The sequence below is a fragment of the Microbacterium oxydans genome (assembly GCF_006540085.1).
GTDB classification, from domain to species: Bacteria; Actinomycetota; Actinomycetes; order Actinomycetales; family Microbacteriaceae; genus Microbacterium; species Microbacterium oxydans.
Genome location: NZ_BJOG01000001.1, coordinates 218,175 through 243,546 on the forward strand (window position 1 = coordinate 218,175; position 25,372 = coordinate 243,546).

General features: G+C 69.0%; 22 protein-coding genes. 11 read left to right on the forward strand and 11 right to left on the reverse strand.

Annotated elements, in window-relative coordinates; translation table 11 throughout:
- Nucleotides 1-52 precede the first annotated feature (52 nt).
- The gene (locus MOX01_RS00985) at nucleotides 53-844 is read left to right on the forward strand and encodes a hypothetical protein (protein ID WP_141368097.1); all 792 of its coding nucleotides are present in this window, start codon (nucleotides 53-55) and stop codon (nucleotides 842-844) included.
- 134 nt (nucleotides 845-978) lie between these two features.
- On the forward strand, nucleotides 979-1,944 hold the full coding sequence (locus MOX01_RS00990; RefSeq protein WP_230977763.1) for a hypothetical protein: 966 nt from the start codon (nucleotides 979-981) through the stop codon (nucleotides 1,942-1,944).
- Nucleotides 1,945-1,960: 16 nt separating this feature from the next.
- Here MOX01_RS00990 and MOX01_RS00995 read toward each other — a convergent pair whose 3' ends face one another.
- Nucleotides 1,961-2,956 (reverse strand): hypothetical protein, encoded by a 996-nt coding sequence (locus MOX01_RS00995; protein ID WP_227751223.1) that lies wholly within the window; start codon nucleotides 2,954-2,956, stop codon nucleotides 1,961-1,963.
- 67 nt (nucleotides 2,957-3,023) lie between these two features.
- Nucleotides 3,024-3,995 (reverse strand): alpha/beta hydrolase, encoded by a 972-nt coding sequence (locus MOX01_RS01000; RefSeq protein ID WP_046748190.1) that lies wholly within the window; start codon nucleotides 3,993-3,995, stop codon nucleotides 3,024-3,026.
- Nucleotides 3,996-4,198: 203 nt separating this feature from the next.
- Here MOX01_RS01000 and MOX01_RS01005 point away from each other — a divergent pair, with 203 nt between their 5' ends.
- Nucleotides 4,199-4,609 (forward strand): pyridoxamine 5'-phosphate oxidase family protein, encoded by a 411-nt coding sequence (locus MOX01_RS01005; protein WP_046748050.1) that lies wholly within the window; start codon nucleotides 4,199-4,201, stop codon nucleotides 4,607-4,609.
- A gap of 36 nt (nucleotides 4,610-4,645) precedes the next feature.
- On the opposite strand, the gene MOX01_RS01010 is transcribed toward MOX01_RS01005, so the two are convergent.
- On the reverse strand, nucleotides 4,646-5,353 hold the full coding sequence (locus tag MOX01_RS01010) for a ZIP family metal transporter (RefSeq protein WP_046748049.1): 708 nt from the start codon (nucleotides 5,351-5,353) through the stop codon (nucleotides 4,646-4,648).
- A gap of 194 nt (nucleotides 5,354-5,547) precedes the next feature.
- On the opposite strand from MOX01_RS01010, the gene MOX01_RS01015 reads away from it, so the two are divergent.
- Nucleotides 5,548-6,813, forward strand: coding sequence for an MFS transporter (locus MOX01_RS01015; protein ID WP_141368099.1), 1,266 nt, complete (start codon nucleotides 5,548-5,550; stop codon nucleotides 6,811-6,813).
- A 207-nt stretch (nucleotides 6,814-7,020) separates the two neighbouring features.
- Nucleotides 7,021-8,466 carry an argininosuccinate synthase gene (gene argG, locus MOX01_RS01020; protein ID WP_061017336.1) on the forward strand — a complete coding sequence of 482 codons (1,446 nt, stop codon included), beginning with the start codon at nucleotides 7,021-7,023 and terminating at the stop codon, nucleotides 8,464-8,466.
- A gap of 76 nt (nucleotides 8,467-8,542) precedes the next feature.
- On the opposite strand, the gene MOX01_RS01025 is transcribed toward argG, so the two are convergent.
- Nucleotides 8,543-9,211 (reverse strand): GntR family transcriptional regulator, encoded by a 669-nt coding sequence (locus MOX01_RS01025; protein WP_141368100.1) that lies wholly within the window; start codon nucleotides 9,209-9,211, stop codon nucleotides 8,543-8,545.
- Nucleotides 9,212-9,444: 233 nt separating this feature from the next.
- Between MOX01_RS01025 and MOX01_RS01030 the strand changes: the two genes are divergently transcribed.
- From MOX01_RS01030 to MOX01_RS01050, 5 genes are all read left to right on the forward strand, one after another.
- Nucleotides 9,445-10,095 carry a TetR/AcrR family transcriptional regulator gene (locus tag MOX01_RS01030; RefSeq protein WP_141368101.1) on the forward strand — a complete coding sequence of 217 codons (651 nt, stop codon included), beginning with the start codon at nucleotides 9,445-9,447 and terminating at the stop codon, nucleotides 10,093-10,095.
- Entirely contained in the window at nucleotides 10,092-10,802 is a 711-nt protein-coding gene (locus tag MOX01_RS01035) for a hypothetical protein (protein ID WP_046748043.1), read from the forward strand. The genes MOX01_RS01030 and MOX01_RS01035 overlap by 4 nt, the downstream gene beginning before the upstream one ends.
- Entirely contained in the window at nucleotides 10,799-12,634 is a 1,836-nt protein-coding gene (locus MOX01_RS01040) for a YhgE/Pip domain-containing protein (protein ID WP_141368102.1), read from the forward strand. Before MOX01_RS01035 ends, MOX01_RS01040 begins: the two co-directional genes overlap by 4 nt.
- A gap of 137 nt (nucleotides 12,635-12,771) precedes the next feature.
- Nucleotides 12,772-15,435, forward strand: coding sequence for a penicillin acylase family protein (locus tag MOX01_RS01045; protein WP_141368778.1), 2,664 nt, complete (start codon nucleotides 12,772-12,774; stop codon nucleotides 15,433-15,435).
- Nucleotides 15,436-15,491: 56 nt separating this feature from the next.
- A complete protein-coding gene (locus MOX01_RS01050) occupies nucleotides 15,492-16,253 on the forward strand; it encodes an alpha/beta fold hydrolase (RefSeq protein ID WP_141368103.1) in 762 nt (253 codons plus the stop codon).
- A gap of 47 nt (nucleotides 16,254-16,300) precedes the next feature.
- Here the strand turns inward: MOX01_RS01050 and mnhG are convergent, their stop codons facing one another.
- From mnhG to MOX01_RS01080, 6 genes are read right to left on the reverse strand one after another with little or no spacing between them, the layout of a single operon-like run.
- Entirely contained in the window at nucleotides 16,301-16,690 is a 390-nt protein-coding gene (mnhG, locus tag MOX01_RS01055; protein WP_046748040.1) for a monovalent cation/H(+) antiporter subunit G, read from the reverse strand.
- Nucleotides 16,687-16,956 (reverse strand): MrpF/PhaF family protein, encoded by a 270-nt coding sequence (locus MOX01_RS01060; RefSeq protein WP_058630898.1) that lies wholly within the window; start codon nucleotides 16,954-16,956, stop codon nucleotides 16,687-16,689. The genes mnhG and MOX01_RS01060 overlap by 4 nt, the downstream gene beginning before the upstream one ends.
- Entirely contained in the window at nucleotides 16,953-17,543 is a 591-nt protein-coding gene (locus tag MOX01_RS01065; protein ID WP_058630899.1) for a Na+/H+ antiporter subunit E, read from the reverse strand. The genes MOX01_RS01060 and MOX01_RS01065 overlap by 4 nt, the downstream gene beginning before the upstream one ends.
- Complete coding sequence (locus tag MOX01_RS01070) at nucleotides 17,543-19,093, reverse strand: Na+/H+ antiporter subunit D (RefSeq protein ID WP_045262651.1); 1,551 nt, start codon at nucleotides 19,091-19,093, stop codon at nucleotides 17,543-17,545. Before MOX01_RS01070 ends, MOX01_RS01065 begins: the two co-directional genes overlap by 1 nt.
- Nucleotides 19,090-19,686 (reverse strand): Na(+)/H(+) antiporter subunit C, encoded by a 597-nt coding sequence (locus MOX01_RS01075; protein WP_046748038.1) that lies wholly within the window; start codon nucleotides 19,684-19,686, stop codon nucleotides 19,090-19,092. The genes MOX01_RS01070 and MOX01_RS01075 overlap by 4 nt, the downstream gene beginning before the upstream one ends.
- Entirely contained in the window at nucleotides 19,686-22,655 is a 2,970-nt protein-coding gene (locus MOX01_RS01080) for a Na+/H+ antiporter subunit A (protein ID WP_058630901.1), read from the reverse strand. Before MOX01_RS01080 ends, MOX01_RS01075 begins: the two co-directional genes overlap by 1 nt.
- Nucleotides 22,656-22,775: 120 nt before the next feature.
- Here MOX01_RS01080 and MOX01_RS01085 point away from each other — a divergent pair, with 120 nt between their 5' ends.
- Nucleotides 22,776-24,275 (forward strand): hypothetical protein, encoded by a 1,500-nt coding sequence (locus tag MOX01_RS01085; protein ID WP_141368104.1) that lies wholly within the window; start codon nucleotides 22,776-22,778, stop codon nucleotides 24,273-24,275.
- A gap of 19 nt (nucleotides 24,276-24,294) precedes the next feature.
- On the opposite strand, the gene MOX01_RS01090 is transcribed toward MOX01_RS01085, so the two are convergent.
- Nucleotides 24,295-25,356, reverse strand: coding sequence for a LacI family DNA-binding transcriptional regulator (locus tag MOX01_RS01090; RefSeq protein ID WP_058630903.1), 1,062 nt, complete (start codon nucleotides 25,354-25,356; stop codon nucleotides 24,295-24,297).
- Between the last annotated feature and the right edge of the window lie 16 nt (nucleotides 25,357-25,372).

Sequence of the window (25,372 nt, forward strand, 5' to 3'; positions counted from 1 at the left end):
GGGGACCAGAATCCTCGCGCTGAGCAGTCGTCGATCGGTAAGGGGGTTGGGCGTGACAGATCCGTCGGCACCCTCGACGACCGAGGTCGGACCCTCGACCACCACCGCCCGGGCGGCCGACCGCGCCGCCGCCCTTCTCCGGTCCAACCGCCACCGTCGCCGCGTCCGCCGCTGGGTGGCGATCGGGACGATTCCGCTCACACTCGCCGCGCTTCTCTTCGTGGGCAAGCTGCTGAGCATGTACGCCTTCGCGCACCAGGCCATCACCGCCTACGTCGTCGACGACTTCGCCGGCGCTGAGGCCTCCGCGCGTGGACAGGACTTCCTCAACTGGTTCGAGCCGTACAAGGCGCCCTTCAACATCGGCACGGCACTCGGTGCGGCCGAGCAACTCCCCGAAGCCCGTGTCCAGCTCGAAGAGGCGCTCGACCTCGCGACCGGCCTCGAAGTGTGCGCGGTGCGGATCAACCTCGCGCTGATCATCGAACGCATGGGCGATGCGGCCCGTGCGGACGGCGACGGCACGGGCGCAGCGGCGCTCTACGGCGAGGCGCTCGGAATCACCGCCGACACCCCGGAGGAATGCCGCAGCGACGAGGCACAGCAGCAGTCCCCCGACCCGCAGCGCGACATGTCCGACTCCCTCGACGGCACGGCGGACCGGCTGAAGCAGAAGCAGCAGGAGGAGCAGCAGCCCCAACCGCAGCCACAGACCGGCGAGAAGGAGCAGCCCTCCGAGGACAAGCTGAAGGGCCTCCAGGACAAGCTCGAGCAGGGCACGCAGGAGCGTGACCAGCAGCAGGGCGACGACCCCGGTGGCTCGGGGACGGAGAAGCCGTGGTGAGCGACCACGAGAGGCAGCGCGCTCGCTACCTCTCGGGCACCGAGGGCGCTCCCCCCGTTCCTCCGCCCGGGGGGTATCGCGGGGCGCGTCGTGAGGCCTGGGGATCGACGCCCGCCCCGCCCGTGGCGGTTTCCATGCCTGCGGAGGAGCCGAAACAGCCCGCGAACGCCCTCGGCTGGATCGCCCTCACCGCATCCATCCTCTTCGCGCTCATCCTGCTCGGCACCTTCGTCGCCGGCGGCACCGACCTCCTCTACGGGGTCACGATGCTCGCACTGCAGCTCGTGGTCGCCGGCGTGATCATCGCGGCGCTTTTCTCCGTGCGCGGACGGAAGCTCGGGGCGATCGGCCTGGTCATCGCGATCCTGTTCAACGTCGCGACGGTCGGCGGCATGAGCGCACTGCAGACCTCGGCCTCGGGCAACTACGAGGGCACGAAGACGGCCGCCCAGAGGCACGCGGAAGCCTATCCCGGGATCAAGGGCACCGATCCGCAGAAGGCGTTGTCTCAGCAGTCGCTCGACGAGGTGCGTGCGCAGACCGAGACGCTGTTCGCCGACATCCGGGCGCGACTCACCGACGAGTTCGGCTTCACCTGGACGCAGGTGGGCGATGAAGACCTGCGCCCGGAGCGCAACGGCTACGGCGGGGAGTCGATGCTGGTCGAGTTCACCTCCGCCGCCTGGGCGACCAACGAGCCTGTCCAGGGCTACGACCGAAAGCGCGCCGTGATGGCCGTGATCAGTGAGGTGGTCGTCGACCACGGGCTGTGGGACCTGTACTCGTTCAATGATCCCGCGGTGTCGGGCATCGACCCCGCGATGATCGCGAAGCTGTACGGCAGCGACGACCCGCGCACGCAGACCACGTGGGAGTACTACACCGAGAACTTCCCCGACCCTCTCCGCTTCTACGCCACGATCAATGACCTCTCGAACGATTCGGACGGCGGCTTCCGCACGGCACGGGAGGCGCAGAACGCGCGCACCGGCGAGCCGCTGGAAGGGCTCCAGCTGACGGCGATCGCGAGCGGGGTGCTCAGCGAGGCGGATCGTGCCGAGTTCCAGGAGAAGCTGAAGGACTACCCCGGCTTCGAGTGAAGCGCTCGACGGCCGTTCAGGAGCCGAGGGTCAAGAGCATCCGCGCCACCACGTACCTGGCGTGGCCGCGGGACGTGCGCGGGTCATACCCGAGCGCATCGACGAGCACGCTCAGGCGTTCCTGCACGCTGGAGTGGTGCCGCCCGAGCCGCGCGGCTGCGGCGCGCACGCTCCGTTCCTCGCTGACGGCGTCGAGAAGCTCCCGACTGCGCTCATCGAGTGCCGCGAGTGCCGCCGCATCAGGGTGGAGGGGCCCCCGCCCCGCAGCCTCGGCGACGAGCAGCAGACCACCGAGGTCGGCGGCATCGACCACCGGCTCCTCCGGGCTGGTCAGTCGCACGGCCACGAGCGCCGACGCCCACGACGCGGGAAGACCCTCCGCCGGGCCGACGATGCCGAGCCCCAACCGCAGGTCGACACGGTGCGGCCAGGCATCGACGGGCTGCATCTCGGCGTCGAGGATCGTCGCTCGCGTCAGGCCGTGCCGGGTGGCGACGACAGCCGAGGGATGCACCGGCAGCGGAGCGGGGTCGGGAGGAGAGGCGACGAGCCGCAGGGAGTCCGCAGCGATGCGGAGTCGAGGCAGTGCCGCTGCCCTCTCCTCCGCACCGGCATAGGAGCTGATGGCGAGTTCGACCGCGCTCTCGGGGCCGACCGATCGGCGCGCCCTGATGATCCCGAGGGCAAGACTGAGCCGTTCCAGGATCATCGCGTCGTTCGTGTGCGCATCGCCTTCGCGCTCGATCCAGGCGACCGCATCCGGTCCGCTCTCCCGTACCGGCCAGGAGTGAGACGGCTCGACGGGATCGATGCGCACCCCGTCGGCCCGCACACGCATGATCTGTCTGCCGTCACGCTGTCCGACGGTCGCGCCGCTCAGCACCGCCGCACCTCGCAGCATGCTCTCGACACCCACGGAGCGGGCGACCAGGGCGTCGAAGTAGGTGACGACCTTGAGCGTCTCGCTCGCATCCGGGTCGAGGGCGGTGAGACGCCCCAGCAGATCTTGCATGTCGGGCTCCATCGCACGGGGATTCCACCCTATGGGGTGGGAGTTCCCTCTTCCGGTCGACGCGGGCTCAGGAGAGCAGCCGGTTCACCCAGTCGTCGCGGGCGGCGAGCATGGCCTGCGCGACTGCCGTGTGCGGAGCGAACATGTCGAAGCCGTGGAACCCCCCTGCCCAGACGTGCAGTTCCGCCTGCACCCCGGCCTCCCAGAGCTTCGTGGCGTAGGCGACGTCCTCATCGCGGAACACCTCCGCGCTGCCGCAGTCGATGAAGGCGGGCGGCAACCCGCTCAGGTCGGTCGCGCGCGCCGGGGCGGCGTACACGGAGACGTCGTCCGTCCCGACGCGGTCGCCCAGGAGCGCGGTCCACCCCGTCACGTTCGAGCCGCGGTCCCAGACGCCGATCCCGTCGATCTGGTGCGTCGACACGGACTCGTCTCGGTCGTCGAGCATCGGGTAGATGAGCAGCTGGCCGATCAGTTCGGGGCCCTTCCGATCGCGGGCGAGAAGGGCGGTGCCCGCGGCCAGCCCACCCCCGGCACTGCCTCCGCCGATCAACAGCCGGGAGAGGTCGATGCCGAGCTCCTCGGCGTGCTCCGCGGTCCACAGCAGGCCCGCGTAGCAGTCCTCCACCGGGTACGGATCCGGGAACTCGGGGGCGAGCCGATACTCGACGGTGACGATCACGCCGTTGAAGCGCTCCGCCCAGTCGAGGAAGCCGGCCACGCCGAGCCAGCGGTTGCCGATGATCATGCCGCCGCCGTGCGTGTGGAAGAATCCGGGGCCGGTGCCGGTCCTGCCCTCCTTCTCGATCACGGAGACGACGATCTCGTCGCCACCATGACCCGCGATCGAGACGTCCCGTCGGGTGAAGCCGCGGTCGGCGAGCACCGCGAAGATCTCGTCCTCCCCGCTCACCGGCGACTGGCGCAGCAGCGGGATCATCTCTGCCGTCAGGGTCGGCGGCAGCTGGTCGGCGACGAGGGCGAGAGCGGCCTCGAGCTCCGGGTCGAACGGCGGTCGCGCCAGGGTGGTGTCGGTCATCAGAACTCCTTTGTCCTCGGCCGCCATCGCAGCGGCTTCCCGCCAGCCTCGTGCACACCGCACCCGAGGGTAACCCGCCAGCCGAGGCCGATCCTGCGCCGTGCGTCCGCCGAGTGGCGGGTTCTCCTGCGCCGAGGGTGAGGACTCCCTTGAAGGGCATCGACGCCCTGGCTAGCCTGGCGCCACAGGGAAGGAGTGCACGCATGATTCGAGTACTCGACGAACAGCAGGCCTATGAGCTGCTGACCACGACCACGATCGGGAGGATCGGCTTCGTCCACGAGGAGCGGGTGCAGATCTATCCGGTGAACTTCGCGCTGTCAGGGCGCGATCTGGTGCTGCGCACATCGCCCGAGGGCGTCCTCGCCGATCTCACGCGAGAAGCCGCCACGCCGGCCGCGTTCGAGGTGGACTACCACGACCCGCTCGGCAGCACGGCATGGAGCGTGCTGGTGCACGGCACGCTGTCTCGGGTGGCGGACGACGACGTCGCCGGCGTCGCCGCGCGCGTCAATCCGTGGGCGGGAGAGGATCGCGATCTTCCCCTCGCCCTCCAGATCGAGAGCATCGCCGGACGCAGCGTGCGCCGCGAATCCACGCGGGGGAAGATCTGAGCCGACCGCTGTGACGTCCTCCTGCTGAACGCGTGATCAGGAAGCGAGCGCCAGCCCCGCGGCGAGCGCGAAGCCCAGCACGGTCGCGAGTCCCGTGGATTCCTTGGCCTTGGACTGCGCCTCGGGGACCATCGAGTCGACCAGCATCACCAGCAGCGCCCCGGCTGCGAAACCGCTCGCCGCCGAGCGGAAGTCGTCGCCCGTGATGCTCGCGAGGCCGAACCCCGCGACGGTCGCGAGCGCGCAGACCACGGCCACGCCCGCCCACAGCAGCAGCACCCGCGACTTCGCCATGCCGCCTTCGAGCAGGTCGGCAGCCGAGCCGATCGACTCCGGCAGGTTCGAGACCAGGATGGCGACCACGAGCGCGATGCTGACCGGCTCACCGGATGCGAGTCCGATGCCGAGCACGAGCTGCTCCGGGATGCCGTCGAGCAGGGCGCCCACCGCGAGCTGTCCTCCGCCGGCCTGCTCCTTGGTCTTCGCCGCTCGGGCATCGAGGATGCGGTCGGCGATGTAGTAGCTGATCGCTCCCGCCGCGACACCCACCACGAGGGGGATGGGACCGGCGAGGTCGAGCCCTTCCTCCCACAGCTCGAAGGCGATCGATGCCATGAGAGCGCCGGCGCCGAAGCCCAACACGATGCCGAGCCACTTCGGCGGCCACGTACGCAGCAGTGCGAGCACTGCACCGACGAACAGCGGTGCTGCTGCCACCGCGCCCCACAGGATTGCTGCGCCCATGTCCGACCTCCGTGCGCCTACTCTCCCACTTCATCGCGCCTCCGCCGGCCCAGCCTCGGCGAAAACGGAGACGTGTCGCGCGTACCGCGGCGAGCCGCACCATGACACACCGTGTCGCGGGCGATGCTCCTCCGTTTTCGCATGGCGCGCGCACCGCCGATGCATAGGATGACGGGAACGGGAGCGAGGCGGAGATGCACGACAGACCGACCGAGGTGCTGCGCGTTCCGGCGTTCGCCCTCTTCTGGTCGTCGTCGACTCTCGGCGCGTTCACCGGCTCCGTGACCGCCGTCTCCTTCCAGGTCCTGATCGTCACGACACTGGGGGCCTCTGCGTTCGAGATCGGTCTGCTCAACGCCGCGAACGTCGTGCCGTACCTGCTGTTCGGGCTCATCGTCGGCGCCCTGATGGACCGCTGGCGGCGCAAGCCCGCCATGGTCATCGCGAGCATCGGCCGCGCGCTCACGCTGGGTCTCGTGCCGGTGCTGTGGTTCACGGGGACTCTGTCCGTGTGGTCGTTCGGCGCCCTGCTCCTGCTCTACGGCGCGCTCACGCTCATCGCCGATTCCGCTGCGCAGCCGATGCTGCCCCGCCTCGTCGGCCGCGATCAGCTGTTGGCGGCGAACGCGAGACTCGGTCAAGCAGGCACCGTCGCCCAGACGACGGGGCAGGCCTTCGGCGGCGCACTCGTCGGCTGGCTGGGGGCACCGTTCGCCATCCTGATCGATGCCGTCGCGTACGTCGTCAACGCCGTTCTCCTGAGCCGCATCCGTGTCGAGGAGGTGAAAGCGTCACGCCGCACCGACGGCCGGCACCTAGGGCACGACATCATGGAAGGCCTGCGCTGGACCTACTCCCACCGAACGCTTGCGCCCATGGCCGTGTCGGTGAACGTCTGGTTCCTGGGCAACAGCATCGCGCTGACGGCATTCGCGCCGTACGCGCTGCGAGAGCTCGGCGTCGGCGCACTGCTGTTCGGCGTCGTGCTCGCGATGGGTGGGCTCGGCGGCCTGATCGGGGCACTCCTCGCCCCCACGGCGGGTCGCCGGTTCGGAGTCGGCGGCGCGGTCCTCGCGGGGCGCCTGCTCTCGGCACTCGCGTGGACGACGGTTCTCGTCATCCCGCACGCCGAGAACACGACGCTCCTCGTCGTCGCCATCCCCCTGGGCGTGGGGCAATTCCTGTTCGGCCTCGGGATGGGGGTGGAGGATCCGAACGAGATGGGATACCGCCAGGCGGTCGCCCCCGACCAGATGCAGGGACGGCTGAACGCATCGATTCGCACCGTGAACCGCGTCACCTTCCTCGTCGGGGCCCTGATCGCCGGCGGTCTGGCGACGGCGTACGGCTATCGCGTGACGATCGCGGTCAGCGTGGTCGTCTTCCTCGTGGCGGCGATGATCGTCCTGTTCTCGCCGCTGCGCACCGCACGCCACGAGGATTCCGCTCAGTCGGGGTAGCTTCGTCGCAGCTCACCGGGCCGTGCCCGGCGAAAACGGAGACGTGTCCGGCGTGCCTCGGCGTGCCTCACCACGACACACCGTGCCGCAGCCGGTGCTCCTCCGTTTTCGCCGGAGGCCACACCAGACGAAGCCAGACCAAACGAGACCAGACGAGCCAGCTGAGGCGAGACGGGGCGACACGCCGCCGCGGATAGACTGGGAGCCATGTCCAAGGTCCTCCAGTCACTGCCCGTCGGCGAGCGCGTCGGCATCGCCTTCTCCGGAGGACTCGACACCTCCGTCGCCGTCGCGTGGATGCGCGAGAAGGGTGCCGTCCCCTTCACGTACACCGGCGACCTCGGTCAGTACGACGAAGACGACATCGCATCGATCCCCGGCCGCGCTCTCGAGTACGGCGCCGAGGCGTCGCGCCTGATCGACTGCAAGACCGCCCTGGTCGAAGAGGGCTTCGTCGCCCTCTCCTGCGGCGCGTTCCACATCCGCTCCGGCGGAAAGACATACTTCAACACGACGCCCCTCGGCCGCGCCGTCACCGGCACGATGCTGGTGCGCGCCATGAAGGAGGACGGCGTCGACATCTGGGGCGACGGGTCCACCTACAAGGGCAACGACATCGAGCGGTTCTACCGCTACGGCCTGCTCGCCAACCCGCGCCTGCGCATCTACAAGCCGTGGCTCGACGCCGACTTCGTCACCGAGCTCGGCGGCCGCAAGGAGATGAGCGACTGGCTCGTCGCCCGCGACTTCCCGTACCGCGACTCCGCCGAGAAGGCATACTCGACCGACGCGAACATCTGGGGCGCGACGCACGAGGCGAAGACGCTCGAGCACCTCGATGTCTCGCTCGAGACCGTCGACCCGATCATGGGCGCGAAGTTCTGGGACCCCTCGGTCGCGATCGAGACCGAAGACGTCACCGTCACGTTCGAGGCGGGACGCCCGGTCGCGATCAACGGCGTGGAATACTCCGACCCGGTCGCCCTGGTCATGGAGGCGAACACGATCGGCGGACGCCACGGCCTCGGCATGAGCGACCAGATCGAGAACCGCATCATCGAGGCGAAGTCGCGCGGCATCTACGAGGCACCCGCCATGTCGCTGCTGTTCATCGCCTACGAGCGCCTGGTCAACGGCATCCTCAACGAAGACACCCTCGCCACCTACCACGAGCAGGGTCGACGCCTCGGTCGCCTCATGTACGAGGGACGCTGGCTCGAGCCGCAGTCGCTCATGCTGCGCGAGTCGATCCAGCGCTGGGTCGGCCTCACCATCTCCGGAACCGTCACGATCCGCCTGCGCCGCGGCGACGACTGGACCATCCTCGACACCGTCTCCCCGAACCTCTCGTATGGCCCCGAGAAGCTGTCGATGGAGCGTGTCGGCGATGCCGCCTTCGGGCCGGTCGACCGCATCGGCCAGCTGACCATGCGCAACCTCGACATCGCCGACTCGCGTGCACGCCTCGAGCAGTACGCGGGACTCGGCCTCGTCGGAGGTGCGACCGGCGAACTGGTCGGCCGCGTGACCGCCGGGGAGTCCAGCGAGATCACCGAGTCCGTCCAGGGCTCGATCTCCGAAGCCGACGAGACGTTGGCCGACGCCGTCGACTCGGCCTCCGAGGGCGCAGCCTTCGACTCCGGCACCGACTGACACGACGACGGATCCACCGATGCGCCGGCGCCCTCGGGGTGCCGGCGCATCGTGCTTTCAGAGGTGCGGCTCGGGATCAGCGCGCTCGCGCCGCGGTGCGGTCGACGACACCCGGCAGCACATCGTCGAAGAGGATCACCAGGGCCGCCCGGGTCTGCACGGCATCACGACGGACGATCGCCTCGCGGATCTCGCGCGTGGACCTCTCGTTCGCCGCCCAGTCGAACGACCCCGCAGAGCGCTGCGTGAAGCGCCGGATCTGCGGCCCGAGCAGTTCGATCACGGACTCGCGCAGGGCATTCCCCTCGAGACGGGCGAAGCCGATGGCGATGGCGCGCAGCGCGACTCCGTAGGCCAGGACATCGCGCGCTCGTCCCGCGGCGGACATATCGTCGGTCAGCTCCACGAGATAGGCGACGTCATCCTCCTGGACGTGCGGCATCGCATGGCGCACCGAGCCGATCCAGCTGTCGCCGAAGAGGGCGATGGCATCGCGGATGTGGTCGAGATCGAGCGGCGCCACGCGGGTGGCGCCGTTGCGGTGCATCTCGACGAGCCCTTGTTCCGCCAGGCGCGCCAGGGCATGTCTGACGGGCGTGGCGGAGGCCCCCAGGCTCTCCGCCAGCTCCGCGTCGCGAAGGCGCTGCCCCGGCCGCAGCTCACCGTCGACGATCGCATCCCGCAACCGGCGATAGACATCATCGCTCTTCGTTCGGCGTTCCCGCACGACATCGATGCCTGCCAAAGCACACTCCCCCTCGACCACAGCGGTCCCCCACCACTTGAAAACGGTCGACACTCGCGTACCGGACGCTCACGCGTCCGAGACCGGCGCCATCCCCCGTGCGCGCCCACGCGCAACGCGTAACATAACACGCTCGGCTCCGTGACGGCTGCGCGGAAGCGGCGCCTGAGGACGCTCTCCGAATGTGAAGAATAATCTTGCACAGCTATGTGCATGATCCGTAGCATGAGGTCATGACCACTCGTGCACCTCGTCGCGACGCCGTCGAGAACCGCGCCGGCATCCTCTCCGCCGCGCGCTCGACCCTGGCCGTCCATCCGCACGCCTCCATCGACGTCATCGCTCGTCGTGCCGGGCTCTCGCGTCGCACCCTCTACGGACACTTCGAGGACCGTGACGCCCTCATCCGGGAGCTCATCTCCAGCGGCACTCAGCGATTCAACGCCATCGCCACCTCGATCGACGACATCGACGCCCGTCTCGCCCTCGCCCGCCTCGCCGCTCTGCTCTGGCACGAGGCCGCGCACGTGCAGGTGGCCGCGGCTCTCGCTCTCGATGAAGTGCACGTCGAGCACACGGCGGCCGCGCTGGCCCCGTTGCGCCGCACGGTGTCGGCACTCGTGCGACGCGGTCAGGACGACGGCAGCTTCCGCACGGACCTCGCCGCCCCCACCCTCGCGCGCCTCATCGAGGAGATGGCCCGCACCGTGATCTCGCGCACGGACGCGACCAGCACGGGTGCGGCTGACGTCGCCGTGCGGACCGTGTTGAGCATCGCCGGCCTCTCCTGGCGCGAAGCTGACGAGCTGCTCGCCTCGCACCCCGACATCGCCGCGGCCGCCGCTCCCACAGACTCCCCCATCGATCCGGAGGACCGTGCATGAAGATCTCGCTGCGCGATGTGAGCAAGGGCCGCAACGGCCAGGCGCTGCCCCCCATGTCGCTCGAGTTCCACACCGGAGCAGTGCGTTTCGCGATCGCCGAGACCGAACAGCGACCGACCGTGCTCGGCTTGATCGCGAGCGGCCGCATGCGTCCGGAATCCGGGCGCGTGAGCATCGACGACGCGGTCGACGCGAAGTCCCTGCGTCGACGCGTGGCCCTGGTCGACGCTCCGGATGTCAGCGACCCTCATCCCGACGTCGCCCTGGTCGGCGTCGTCGAGGAGGAGCTCATGTTCGCGGGCCTCGGCGCCACCCCGCTCCACGCCCGGCGCTGGCTCGCTCGTCTGGGGTACAGCGAGCTCGCCGCCGCCCCCATCGGCACCGTCGATCCGGCGGCACGCGTGCGCATCCTGTGCGAGCTGGCCGTGCTCCGCTCCGGCGTCGAGGGCATCGTGCTCGTGTCGCCCGACCGTCACGGCGGCAGCCCCGATGGATGGTGGCGCATCGCCACGGAGTTCGCCGACCGCGGTTACGCGATGCTCGTGATCGTCGGCGGATCCGCTGCCGTGGCCCTGGAGCGGATGCACGAGTTCGACGCGATCAATGCCTCCGGACCGGTCGAGCCGCTCGTGTGGGACGAACCGGCGGACGATGCCGTCCCCGACATCGCGGACACCCCCGCAGACGAGAACGGAGGCACGCGATGAAGGTTCCCGCCATGATCGCCGCCGAGCTCCGACGACTGACAGCGAGCAGGATGGGCATCATCGCCCTGGTCGCGCTGATCTGCGTGCCGATCCTCTACGGCGGTCTGTACCTCTGGGCGAACCAGGACCCGTACGCCAAGTTCCCCGAGGTTCCCGTCGCCCTCGTGGTGGACGACGAGGGCGCGCCCGCACCCACGACCGGCACGGAACCCGCGACGGGCGAGACCGTCAACTACGGCGAAGACGTGGCGGAGAACCTGATCAAGGGCAACGCGTTCGACTGGCAGCTGATGTCGGCGGACGAAGCCTCGGAAGCACTGCGCCACGGCACGGTCGACTTCACGGTGACGATTCCCAGCGACTTCTCCTCGGCCCTCACCTCGGCGGCGGGAACCGACCCGCACCAGGCGCGCATCGATCTCGAGACCAATGACGCGAACAACTACCTCGCATCGTCGATGGGCACGCAGGCGGTCGAGAAGATCCGCAGCTCGGTCGCCGAGATGGTGGGCAGCCAGGCCGCAGAGCGCCTGCTCACGGGCCTGAGCGACGTGCGCGACAAGCTCATCACGGCGACGGACGGCGCCACCAGGCTCGCCGACGGCGCCGGCACGGCGGCGACCGGGAGCATAACTCTGGCGGAGGGCACCGCGCAGCTGGCCGACGGCACGGCGCAACTCGCGACCGGGGCGCAGAGCCTCGCGAGCGGAGCCCAGCAGGTGAGCGCGGGCAACCGACAGCTCGCCGACGTCGCCGACCGCGCGGGGTCAGCGGTGCAACAGGCCGCGAACGCCTTGCCGCAGGTGCGCTCCGACATCGCGAACGCGCTGGCGCAGCAGGGCCTCACCCCCGAAGAGATCGACCAGGTGCTCGCCAGGCTCGATCCGCTGGGCGCGCGTCTGCAGGAGGGGAACACGCAGGTGCAGGCCGCGGTCGGCAAGGTCGATCAGCTCGCTGCCGGCGCCGCATCCCTCGCCGCGGGTGCGAACGAGCTCGCCTCCGGCGCCGGCACGGTCGCCACCGGCGCCTCCGCGGCGAACGACGGCGCGACGCAGCTGCGCGACGGACTGGCCGCGCTCGCCTCCGGTACGGCCGAACTGCGCGACGGGCTCGCCCAGGGGGTGGACGCGATCCCCGCCTCGACACCCGACCTGCGCTCCCGCCAGGCCGACACGATCGCCGATCCCGTGAAGGTGTCGAGCGACAAGGTCGCCTCCGCGGAGGACTACGGCGCCGGGCTCGCCCCGTTCTTCGCCGCACTGTCGGCGTGGATCGGCATCTACGCGCTCTTCCTGATCGTCAAGCCGATCTCACGGCGGGCCATCACGGCCCTCCATTCCCCCGTCCGCATCACGCTCGCCGGCTGGCTCACCCCTGCGATGCTCGGCGCGGTGCAGATGCTCGGGCTCATGGGAATCCTCGCCGTCACGCTCGGCTTCACGTTCGACCACCCGCTCGGAACCCTCGGTGTGATGATCTTCGCGTCGGCCACCTTCGCGGCGATCATCCTCGCGTTGAACGTGTGGCTCGGCTCGGTCGGACAGTTCCTCGGGCTGGTGCTCATGGTGCTGCAGCTCGTCACGGCCGGTGGGACCTTCCCCTGGCAGACGCTGCCGGCACCACTCGCCGCCCTTCATCATGTGCTGCCGCTGGGATACGTGGTCGATGCGATGCGCCAGCTGATGTACGGCGGCGACTACGCGCGGGCCGGGTGGGATCTGGCAGTGCTCGGAGTCTGGCTCGTCGGTGCGCTGCTGCTCGCGATGATCGGGGTGACCCGGATGACGCACCGCCGCACGCTGCGGGATCTGCAGCCGAGCCTGATCGGGTGATCGGTCGGGCGCTCGCGGCGGAACACCTCGCGGCGAGCGCGGAGGTGGATATGATGCGAAGGCGCGACCCTGACACGCGCACCGGAGCTCGGTGGGACTGAGTTCCACCTGTCTACCCGAAAGAGTTCTCGACGATGATGACCGATTCGCAGGAGTCCGCCGCACCCTCACGCCCCTCGTTGGGTGTCCGCATCGGACGCGTCGCGTTCCTCGTTGTGGCCGCGATCGTCGTGGTGGCCGTGGCTGCGGCGTTCTTCGTGACCTGGACGATCCAGCGCTCCTTCCCGCAGACCGACGGATCCATCGAGCTCGACGGCCTCCAGGCCGAGGTCACCGTGCAGCGCGACGACCGCGGCATCCCGACGATCACCGCCGACTCCACGGACGATCTGTTCTACGCCCAGGGCTTCGTGCACGCGCAGGACCGCTTCTTCGAGATGGACTTCCGCCGCCACGTGACGTCCGGACGGGTCGCCGAGATGTTCGGGGAGTCGCAGGCCGGAACCGACGCCTTCCTCCGCACCCTCGGCTGGCGCAAGGTCGCCGAGGCCGAGGTCGAGGCCATGGACGACACCACCCGCGGCTACTACGAGGCGTATGCGGATGGGGTGAATGCCTACCTGGCCTCGCGTTCGGGTGCCGAGCTCTCGCTCGAGTACGCTGTGATCGGACTGCAGAACCCCGACTACGCCCCAGAGCCCTGGGAACCTGCCGATTCCGTGGCCTGGCTCAAGGCCATGGCCTGGGATCTCCGCGGCAACATCGAGGACGAGACCGAGCGATCGCTCCTCGCCGCCGAGCTGAGCACCGCTACCGACGGCAATGCCCCGGATGCCGCGACCACCGCGGACATGCTGGCGAAGCTCTACCCCGAGTACCCGTTCGCTGAGAACCCCGTGATCGTCCCGAAGATCTCGACCGTTCCGGCGCTCGGCACGGGAGCGGAACCCGCAGCCTTCACCCCCGGCGAGACCGAGGGTGAGGCGCAGCAGGCGTCGACCACCATCGACTGGGAGGAGACCTCGAACGTCATCGAGGCCGCCAGCGTGCTGGTCGGCGACGTGGGCGAGGGCATCGGCTCGAACTCGTGGGTCGTCTCCGGAGACCTCACCGAGACGGGGATGCCGCTGCTCGCGAACGACCCGCACCTCGGAGCCTCCCTCCCCTCGGTCTGGTACCAGGTGCAATTGAAGTGCTCGACCGTGGACGAGGAGTGCCCGTTCGATGTGGGCGGCTTCTCGTTCTCCGGGCTGCCCGGCATCGTGATCGGCCACAACCAGAAGGTCGCGTGGGGGTTCACGAACCTCACCACCGACGTCACCGACCTCTACGTCGAGCGGGTCGAGGGCGACCAGTACTGGCGCGACGGAGCCCTGGTGCCGCTGGAGGAGAGCACGGAGACGATCAAGGTCGCCGGCGGCGATGACATCGATCTGACCATCCGCTCCACCATGCACGGCCCGATCATCTCCGGACTCACGGACGACTTCACGGAGATCGCCGATGACCCAGAGCCCGCGCTGGGCGTCGAGGCCTCCGCACCGACCACTCCCGTCCCCGGGTCGGAGGACGCCGAGTACGCCGTGAGCCTGCGGTGGACGGCGCTCGATCCCGGGACGGCCGCGACGGCGATCTTCGCCCTCTCCACCGCGCAGGATTTCGATGACTTCCGCTACGCCGCGTCGCTCTTCGACGTGCCGGCGCAGAACCTCATCTACGCCGACACCGAGGGCAACATCGGATACCAGGCCCCCGGCCGCCTCCCCATCCGCGGTGCTGGCGACGGATGGATGCCCCAGCCCGGATGGGACAGCAGCTACGACTGGACGGGCTTCATCCCGTTCGAGGAGCTGCCGGTGTCGTACAACCCGAACTCGGGGTACATCGTCACCGCGAACAACGCGATCGTGACGGACGACTACGCCTACTTCCTCTCCCGCGACTGGGACTACGGCTACCGGGCGGCGCGGATCGCCCACCTCATCGAACGGCGGGCGGCGGTCGCCCCACTGACCGCCGACGACATGCGCGACATCCAGATGGACAACGAGATGTGGATCGGAACGCAGCTGGCGACCGCCATGGCCGAGGTCGACGTCTCCGGGGCAGGCGCGTCCGATGCCGTCGACCTCTTGGAGGCCTGGGACGGTCAGAACAGCGCATCGTCGGCGGCCGCCGCCTATGCGAACGTGCTGTGGTCGAACCTGGTGCAGAACATCTTCACCGAGCGCGAGCAGCCCCTCCCGATCGATGGTCAGGGGCGCCTGTTCACGGTCGTCTCCGCCATGCTGACCGATCCGTCCGACCCGCTCTGGACCAACGAGCAGCTCGACGTCGACGGGATGGAGCAGATGCTCGCGCTGTCGGCGGAGGAGGCCTACGACGAGCTCGCAGCCCTGCAGGGGACCACGATCTCGCGATGGAACTGGGGTGACCTGCACGCGATCACCCTCACCAGCGACACGCTCGGCTCGTCGGGGATCGCCCCGATCGAAGCACTGTTCAACCGCGGGCCGTTCCCCGTGAGCGGAGGAGCGTCCGTCGTGAACGCGACCGGATGGGAGCTCGGCGTCTCGTATGCGACGACGACGGTGCCGTCGATGCGGATGGTGGTCGATCTCTCCGACTTCGACGCCTCGACCTGGAACCACCTGACCGGTGCCTCCGGACACGCGTTCCACGAGCACTACACCGATCAGACCGCCGACTGGGCGGCAGGCGCCCAGAAGCCGTGGGCGTACTCGACGAAGGCGGTGAAGTCCGCAGCCGTCGACACGCTGGTGCTCAGCCCGGCCGACTGAACCCGAGGGTCGGAGTATCCGAGCACTGCCCCAGGATGCTCGGCTAGCGTGGATGGGTGCCAACCAGCTACCTCGCCCCCAAGGGCACCCCCGTCACGCTCCTGGAGTTCGAGCACGGAGGTGCGACCCTCATCGCCGAGACGTTCGGAGAAGGACCGCACACCTACCTGCTCCTGCACGGTATCGGCATGGGGCGCAGCGTCTACCTCGACGTCGTGCAGCGGCTCGATGGACGAGTCATCGCGGTCGATCTGCCGGGCCTCGGGGAGGCGCCAGAGCCCACGCGCACCCTCACGATGGAGCGGCACGCCGACCTGGTCGCGGCCTACCTCCAGCACGTGGACTCCGGCCCCGTTCTCGTGATCGGCCACTCCATGGGGAGCCAGATCGCTGCCGAGCTCGCCGCACGCCATCCGTCCCTCGTCGAAGGAGTGGTGCTCGCCGGTCCCACCGTGAACAAGGCGGCACGCAACATCGGAGCGCAGGCCCGCTACCTGCTGACCGACCTCATCGGCGAGCGGCCGCTGGTCATCTGGCGGGGAGCCCGCGAGTACCTCCGCGGCGGACCACACCTCTTCCGCAAGATGCGCGCAACGATCGTGCACGAGCCGGAAGACGCCTTCGCGCGCATCGAGTGCCCGGTGCTGGTGCTGCGCGGAGAGAGCGACCCGCTGGCACCGATGAGCTGGTGCCGCGAGATCATCGACGCGATCCCCGGAGCCGACCTCGAGGTGATCCCCGACCATGGTCACGGCACCCTGATCAGCGACTCCGAGCCCGCGGCACGCCTGATCCACGAGTTCGCCGCCCGCATCTGACGCCCGCGGGCTCTCCGTCGAGCGGCTCCCGGGATCAGACCTCGAGGTCAGCCGGCGGCGGGCGGGGTCTGCTTCGACTCGGCGAGTTCGTCGACCACGAGACCGCGCTGCTCGATGGTGCCGTTGCGATACGCCTGCCGTCCGACCATGTGCGCCGAGAGCGGAGCGGTCGCGAACTGCATGAGCACCACCGGGGCGACCAGCACGAACCCGAGCAGGATGCCGCCGATCGAGCGCTGCGACAGCGCGATGGCGATGCAGATGAGGAGCAGACCGAGAACCTGCGGCTTGGTCGCCGCGTGCAGTCGCGAAGGCACATCGCGGAAGTGCAGCAGCCCGACCGCAGCCGACAGGCACAGCACGGCGCCGAGCAGGATGAGCACGAGCACCGCCACGTCGATGACGGCGTCGGGGATCATGAGACCGAACACGTTCATGGTGTCGTGTTGTCCCTTCTCGCGACGAAGCGGGCGACGGCGATCGAGCCGAACACCCCGATGGCCGCGATGATCAGGAGCACCGGGATGTTGCGGGTGTGACCGTTGATGGCCATCTCCGCACCGATCACGCACATCACCTCGGTGAGGAGCACGTCGGAGGCCACGGCCCTGTCGAGGATCGACGGCCCGCGCACGACCCGGATCAGGGCGAGCACGGCGGCAATGCCGAACACCACCATGATCAGCAGCAGGAGGATGTTCATCGGGCACCGCCCTTCGTCAGTCCGAGGCCCGCACGCTCGTCGGCCTTGAGGGCACGATACTGAGCGGGGTCTCCGAGCGCACGCACGACCCGCTGCTCCCAGCGCAGCACGCCCGCACGCTGCTTCTCCACGTCGTCGAGGTTCCTGACGCCGATCACGTGCAGGTACAGGATCCGGCGGTCGCGGTCGGTCTCCACGACCAGCGACCCGGGGATCAGCGACGACACGACAGCGACGTGCGTCATGACGAGGTCGTCCGCGTAGCGCAGCGGCACCGCGATGATGGCCGTCCCCGGCTGTCGGCGGAAGTCGAAGACCTGCACGGTGACCGAGAGGGCGCCGCTCAGCACGGCGAACAGGAACTGCACCACGAAGAGTGCCGCGTACCAGAGGTTGATCCGGCCGGAGAGCGCGACGGTCGGCAGGCGGAACACGCGGGTGACGAAGATCGCGACGACGAGTCCCGTGAGGAACGACAGCACCGTGAACTGCGCCCACAACAGCATCCAGAGCACGACGAGCCACGCGAGGAACGGCAGCTGCACGCGGATGTCGCGCCACAGGTGACGCCGGGTGTCACGCGCCATCAGCCCACCTCGTCTTCCAGTTGCACGAGGCTCACGGGCTGCAGCAGTCCGGCGCCGATGCGGTCGCAGAGGGCGTACAGGGGACCGGCGAACACGGTCAGAGCGAGGGTCACAGCGACCATGCCTCCGGTCGCGAGGGTCATGATCTTCGGGATGCGGCGACGCTCCTGCTGCTCGTCGGCGGCGGGGGCGTTACCCAGGTAGGAGATGCGGCCCTCGGTCTCGGTGGAGTCCTCCTCCTCGCGCCAGAAGGCGAGGTTCCAGGCGCGCATCAGCGCGTACAGCGTCAGCAGCGAGGTGATGATACCGCCGAAGATCAGCACGATCATGATCGGAGTCCCGACGGAGGCCGCAGCTTCGAACAGCGCGAACTTGCCGATGAACCCCGAGAAGGGTGGCAGGCCGCCGAGGTTGATCGCGGGAACGAAGTACAGCACCGCGATGACCGGGGCGACCTTCAGCAGCCCCTTGACCCGCAGGATCGACGTGCTTCCCGCTCGGCGTTCCACGAGCCCGACGGCGAGGAACAGCGTCGTCTGCACGACGATGTGGTGAACGATGTAGTACACCGTCGCGCCGATAGCGGCGGGCGTCGCTATCGCGAGCCCGAAGATCATGTAGCCCACGTGGCTGACCAGCGTGAACGACAGGATTCGTTTGAGCTCTGCCTGCGCCACGGCGCCGAGCACTCCGACGATCATGGTCGCGAGCGCGATGATCAGCAGCAGGGTGTCGATGCTGTTCGAGGCGAAGAGCTGCGTCTCGGTGCGGATCAGCGCATACACGCCGACCTTCGTCAGCAAGCCGGCGAACACGGCGGTGACCGGGGCCGGAGCGGTCGGGTACGAGTCGGGCAACCAGAACGACACCGGGAAGATGGCAGCCTTGATGCCGAAGGCCACCACGAGCATCAGGTGCAGCACCAGCTGCGTCTCCTGGGGGAGCTCCGACATCCGCTCGGCGATCTGGGCCATGTTGACCGTGCCGAGCGCGCCGTAGATCATGGCGATCGAGGCGAGGAACAGGATCGACGAGACCAGCGAGACGACGATGTAGACCGCGCCGGTGCGGATACGGGACTCGGTGCTGCCCAGCGTGATCAGCACGTAGGAGGCGACGAGCAGGATCTCGAATCCGACGTACAGGTTGAACAGGTCCCCGGCGATGAAGGCGTTGAAGATACCGGCCGCGAGGATCAGGTACGACGGGTTGAAGATGGAGATCGGCGTCTCGTCGGTGCCGTCCGCCGCACCTTGGCCGATGGAGAAGAGCAGCACCGCGAGCAGCACGATGCTGGAGATCAGCACCAGGAGCGCGGCGAGCCGGTCGACATAGAGCACGATGCCGAACGGAACGGGCCATCCGCCGACCGACACCGCGAGCGGAGCACCCGAATCGACGACGACCAGGAGCACGGCGGCGATGATCGAGACGGCGGCGAGGGTGGCGACGGTGACGACGACCTGGAGGCGCGCGTTCCGGCCGAAAACGAGAGTGACGGCGGCACCGAGCAGTGGCAGTGCGACGAGGAGGGGGACGAGGGCGGTCATGGCCTGCCCTCCTCGTTCTCGTCGTGGTCATCGGGTTCGTCGGGGCGCGGTTCTCGACCCTCGTCCGCAGCAGAGGGTTCGCTCCCCCAACCGGTCGGAGCGTCATACGGCGCATCGTCGTGGATGGAGGGGTGGTCCCGCATGTGCAGCACCGTGATCGGCGCGGTCTGCACGCCGACGAAGTCCGTGGTCGCCTCGTCGTCGTCCGTCTCGGATTCGTCGTCCATGAGGTCTTCGTCGGCATCGGTGCGCTCGCGAAGGGCGATGTCTGCCTCGTCGTCCTCGACCGTGTCGGCCTGTCCGAGCTGCCAGGAGCGATAGATCAGTGCGAGGAGGAAGGCCGAGACCGCGAACGTGATCACGATGGCCGTGAGGGTGAGCGCCTGCGGGAGGGGGTCGCTCATCTCACCCTCGGTACCGAAGAACGGGGCGTTGCCCGGCACGCCCATCACGATCAGCAGCAGCAGATTGGTGGCGTTGCCGAGCAGCAGGAAGCCGATCAGCACGCGGGTCAGGCTGCGCTCCAGCATCGCGTAGACACCGCATGCGAAGAGGATGGCCATGATGACGATCAGGGTGAGGGAGACATCCATCAGCTGCTCCTCCCGCCCCGCGAGAGGAATCCTTCAGGACCGGGCGTGGTGCGCAGGGCGGCCTGACGGTCGACCTCGGCCCCGAGGCTGCGGAGCACGTCGAGCACGAGTCCGATCACGACGAGATAGACGCCCACATCGAAGATGGTCGACGTGACGAACTCCATGTGTCCGATGAGCGGGATCTCCCACTCCCAGAACGTGCTGGTCAAGGGGGCGAGGCCGAAGAACAGGGGCACCACGGCCGTGCCGACGGCCAGGATGAGGCCGGTGCCGAGGAGGCGTCCCGCGTCCGTCGGGGCCGCGGCTCCCAGCTCCCAGCGACCGCCGGCGATGTAGCGCATCACCAGCGCCATACCCGCGACGAGACCGCCGGCGAACCCGCCACCCGGCAGGTTGTGCCCGGAGAACAGCAGGAAGATCGACACCACGATGATCGTGTGGAACAGAATGCGGACGATCACCTCGAGCAGGATCGACCTGTTCTCGGGCTTCATCTTCTGGCCGCCGACGAGCCATGCCCGCGGGCTGCTCTCGTTCTCGGACGTCTGGAAGCGGATGCCCTCGGTCGTCTCGACGAGGGGGCGGCTGCGCGCGGCCTTGCGCGTGGCTCGCGGCAGGTTCTTGGTGGCGGCCAGCAGATCGGCGCGGTGCGTGACGAATACGAGGGAGGCGACGCCCGTCGCGGCGAGCACGAGCACCGAGAGCTCGCCCATGGTGTCCCAGCCACGCAGGTCGACGAGCGCCACGTTGACGACGTTCTTGCCGTGGCCGATCTCGTACGCGAGCTTCGGGAACGCCTCCGAGATCGGGTCGGCGACGCGGGACTGGGTGGCGACGACGGCCACGAAGGCCATCGTGACGCCCACGCCGATGGCCAGCAGGGCGCGGGGGATGCGCCCGACCGAGGCGTTGTGCTCGCCCATGCGCGCGGGAAGACGACGCAGCACGAGGGCGAAGGTGACCATCGTGACCGTCTCGACCAGGATCTGCGTGAGCGCGAGGTCGGGGGCGCCGCTCGTCGCGAAGAGCACGACCATTCCGAGTCCAGTGACCGAGACCAGCACCACGCCGGTGTAGCGCTTGCGCGCACGGACCGCGAAGATGCCGGCGATCGCCATGATCGGCGCGACGGCGATCTGCGCCGGGGTGTGCCAGAGGGACAGGTTGTACCGATCGATGTCGCTCGCGATCAGCGCCGTGACCTCGGCGGCGACGAACACCACGAAGATGGTGCCGACGTACACGGGCAGCGAGCCGCGCTGCGTGAGCGTCGTGCTGAGCACCGAGAGACGGTCGACGCCGCGCATGACGAAGTAGTACACGTCGGCCGCGGTGAAGCGCAGGATGCGAGCCTTGCGGTCCCAGGCGGTCCTGCGGGTGAGCAGGAACAGCCCGATGCCGAGCAGGATCGACAGGATCGAGATGCCCAGCGCCGGTTCGAAGCCGTGCCAGAGCGCCAAGTGGCCAGGGCCCTCGACGGCTTCCCCGGAGTGATCGAGGCCGGGGGTCGCCGTGAGGGCGTATCCCTGCAGAGCGGTGTCCAGGGCGGGAGCGCCGATGCCGGTGGCGAGGGTGACCCCCGCGAGGATGATCGGCGCGGACAGGAAGCCCACCGGCGGATCGGGCCATGCGGTGTCGGGAAGCTGCTGGCCCTGGTCGTCGCGCTTCTTCCAGAACGCACCCCAGAGGAAGCGCACGCCATATGCCGCAGTCAGCATGGAACCGAGGACGATCCCGATCAGCGCGACGAGACCCCAGGCGGAGCCGCCCTGCGCGTCGTCGAGGAGCGCGGTGAGCGTCGATTCCTTGGCGACGAAGCCGATGGTCGGGGCGATACCCGCCATGGAGGCGACGGAGATGAATGCCGCTGTGGCCATGACGGGCGCCTGCCGACCGACACCGGAGAGCTCGTTGATGTCACGGGTCGACAGTTGGCGGTCGATCACACCGACTATGAGGAACAGCGCCGACTTGAACAGCGCGTGGCCGATGACCAGGGCGAGACCGGCGAGGGCGGTCGCCTGCGTGCCGTAGCCGACGACGATCGCGAAGAAGCCGAGCTGGCTCACGGTGCCGAAGGCGAGGATGCGCTTGAGGTCGGTCTCCCGAAGCGCCTGGATTCCGCCGAGCAGCATCGTGACGATGCCGAGCGTGATGACGATCGGTCGCCATGTCGTGCTGAACGCGAAGATCGGGGCGAAGCGGGCGATCAGGTAGATGCCGGCTTTCACCATCGCGGCCGCATGCAGGTAGGCGCTGACCGGGGTGGGTGCCGCCATGGCACCCGGAAGCCAGAAGTGGAAGGGGAACAGCGCCGATTTGCTGATGGCCCCGATCAGGAGCATCACGATCGCGGCGTCGATGAGCGGCCCACTGGGCGCGAGCTCGAGGATCTCGCGGATGCTCGAGGTGCCCGTGTCGACGACGAGCAGCACGACGCCGACGAACATCACGAGACCGCCGAGCGTGGTCACGAGTAGCGCCTGCAGTGCGGCACGACGGCTGGCAGCGCGCCGACGGTAATGGCCGATGAGGAGGTAGGAGAGGATGCTCGTGACTTCCCAGAACATGACGAGCATCACGAGGTCGTCGGTGAGCACGAGCCCGTACATCGCCCCGGCGAAGCCGAGCAGGACACCGGCGAACTGGCCGACCCCCGCGGAGTCCTCGTAGAAGTACCAGCGGCAGTAGAGAAGCACGAGCGCGCCGACGCCGGTGACGATCAGCGTGAGCACCCAGCCGAGCACGTCCATGTTCATGGAGAGGTTGAGTCCCAGCTGCGGGATCCACTCGACCGATTCGAACGGGACGGGGCCGTCGAGCACCCGCGGCGTCATGACGAGCGCGTGCACGAAGGCGGCTGCCGGAACGAGGGCGGCGATGGCGAAGGCCTGAGCTCCGAGCCAGCGCACCAGAACGGGCATCAGCAGCGACCCGAGGAGGAACACAGCGAGGAGCATCAGCATATACGCGGCTCCCTCAGGGCTCGTCGGCCATTTCGGCACAGGCGGGCGGGTGTCAGACCAGTTTACCGGCGCGAGAGGTTCCTGCGGTCCACAGTTGCACGATCGTGCGAGAGTTGGCCCATGCGGCGGGTCTGGGTGCGAGAGCTCGCGGGCTGGTCGGGAGCACTGGCCGTGGCGGTCATCACCGTCGCTCAGGTGGCTTCATCCGCCCGCGCTGAGCTGCTGTTCCGAGACGGAGATTCCCTGGTCGTGGGCATGTTCGCTCGGTCGCTGCTCTCCGGCGCACCCCTCGACTGGGCGATGTCGAGCGTACTGTTCCTGCCCGAGTCCGCGGTGTTCTCCGGGCTGGACGCCGCGCTCGGGCTCGATGTGAACGGATTGCTCACGGTGAATGCCGTGGTCAACATGCTGGCCCTCTACGGTGCACTCCGCGTCGCCGTAGGGCGTCGGCGGGACAGGACAGCCCCCGTCGCATGGGCGCTGCTCGGGATGGGCACCTTCGCGATCCTCGCCATGACCGATCTCTCGGGGTCCCGAGACGCCCTGGAGCTGGCCTCGCTGCTGCTGACGACCACGTACTACGCCGCCACCGTGGTCGCCGTCGTCCTCTGTGTGGGACTGGTCCGTCGTGTGCTCGACCGAAGCGCAGGAGGTATCGGCGCACTGATCGCGCTCGGGGCGATCGCCGCCGTGTCGACGCTCTCGAATCCCCTCTTCGCCGCCTGGGCCACGGTTCCGCTCTCGCTGCTGCTCCTCGTGATGCTCCTTCGCCCGCCACGACGAACACGCACCGCAACGATCCTCGTCGTGCTGGTCATCGGCACCGCGCTGGGCTTCCTCGGACGCATTCCGCTTCGGGCATGGATCGCCAACACCGGTGCCGGCTACATCCAGCCCGAACTCTGGACGGAATCCGCGGGCTACTACGGGGGCCTTCTCCTCGACCGCCTTGCGACGCCCGCAGGGATCTTCGGAGTCGTGGTCGTGGTGGCTCTGGTCGGCTGGGCGATCGCGAACACGGCACGCGTCGGAGACACCGGCTCCCGTTTCGTCGCCACGGTCGCGTGGGCCATGCCCGCTCTCGTCCTGGTCGGGGCGATCGCCCTCGGGACCCACGCCGCCCGTTACCTGCAGCCGCTCGCGTTCGGACCCGTGCTCGTGATCGTGGCCGCTCCCCATATCCCGCGGATGCCCGCCCGGGCACCCCATGCCCTCACGGCCACCGCGGCCGTGCTCCTGCTCGTGGGCGGGGCGCTGAGTGTGCCTCGGCTCGTCGCGGCGAGCACGACGCCCGACCCCGATCTCACCTGCGTGACCGACTGGGTCGATGCCTCGGGCCGCATCGGCGGCGGACAGTTCTGGACCGTGCGGCTGCCGAAGCTGCATGTCGCCGATCCCCGCCACCTCGTGCAGGTCGATCACGAGCTCAACGCGTACGCATGGTTGGTGAACCGCGAGGACTTCGACGTCGACGGAGTCTCGTTCCTCGTCGAGGACTCCCAGACCGTCGCGTGGCAGCTCTCCACACCGGCGATACCCGACGATGTCGTCGAGTGCGGGCGATATCGCATCCTCGACTTCGGCGAACGCGTTCTGCCGCTCGGCTCACAGCACAGCTGAGCACTCGGCGAGGACACCGCTAGCGCGGGACGGGGCCCGTCGTGGTGCCGGCTCGGAACACGCAGGTGAGGTGCTGCGTGATCCCGGGTTCGCCACGCAGCATGCGGGCGATCTGCTCCCCGGCAGCGCGCCCCTTCTCGACCGCGGGCTGCACGCTGGTCGTGAGCGTGAGATCGCCGAGCCCGTCGACCTCGATGCCGTCGAAGCCCGCGACGGAGAGATCTTCGGGCACGCGGAGACCCAGCTCCTCGGCTGCGCGGATGACGCCGACCGCAAGCAGATCGCTCTGCGCGAGCACGGCCGTCGGTCGAGTGGCCGGGTCGGTCAGGAGCATGCGGCCGACCAGCACGCCCTCATCGATGAAGCTGCCGGACGCCGAGATCGCCGGCGCGTCCGGGAAGACCTGGCGCATCCCCTCGAGACGGTGCACTGAGACGTCGACGGTCGCTTTCTCGACCCGTTCGGGCGTCACCAGCGCGCGCTCGCGCTCGCTGTCGAGCGAGAGGGTGACCAGCGCCACGTCGCGGTGCCCGAGGTCGTAGACGTGCTGGGCGACGTCAGCGGAGGCTGCGACGTTGTCGAGGGTGATGCGCGGGATGCCCTCTCCGGCGTCGCCTTCGATGACGACCACGGGCAGTCCGCGGCCGAGGACCACTTCGAGCGAGGCCTTCGTGCGCCCGGAACAGCCGATGAGCACGAAGGCGTCGACGGGGGCGTTGGTGATGGCTGCACCCTCCTCCCCCGGCTCGTCGCGCATGAGGAGGATGCCGGCGCTCAGGTCGGCGAGCCCGTCGGTGAGGCCGTCCATCATGGCGGTCGTCACGGGATCGAGGAATGCTGCACGCAGATGCCCTTCGAGCACCACGGCGACGATGCCACTGCGTCCACGTCGCAGCGAGGCCGCACGAGGGTCCGGCCCCGCATAGCCGAGATCGGCTGCGGCGGCGAGGACGCGCTCCCTCGTGGCGGCGGCCACGTTCGCCTTGCCGCTGAAGACGACGGATGCGGTGGAGGTCGCCACGCCCGCCTCACGTGCGACGTCGGCGATCGTGGGCCGACGCGGCGTCTCCTGGCTGCTCATACTTCGAGGATAGCTC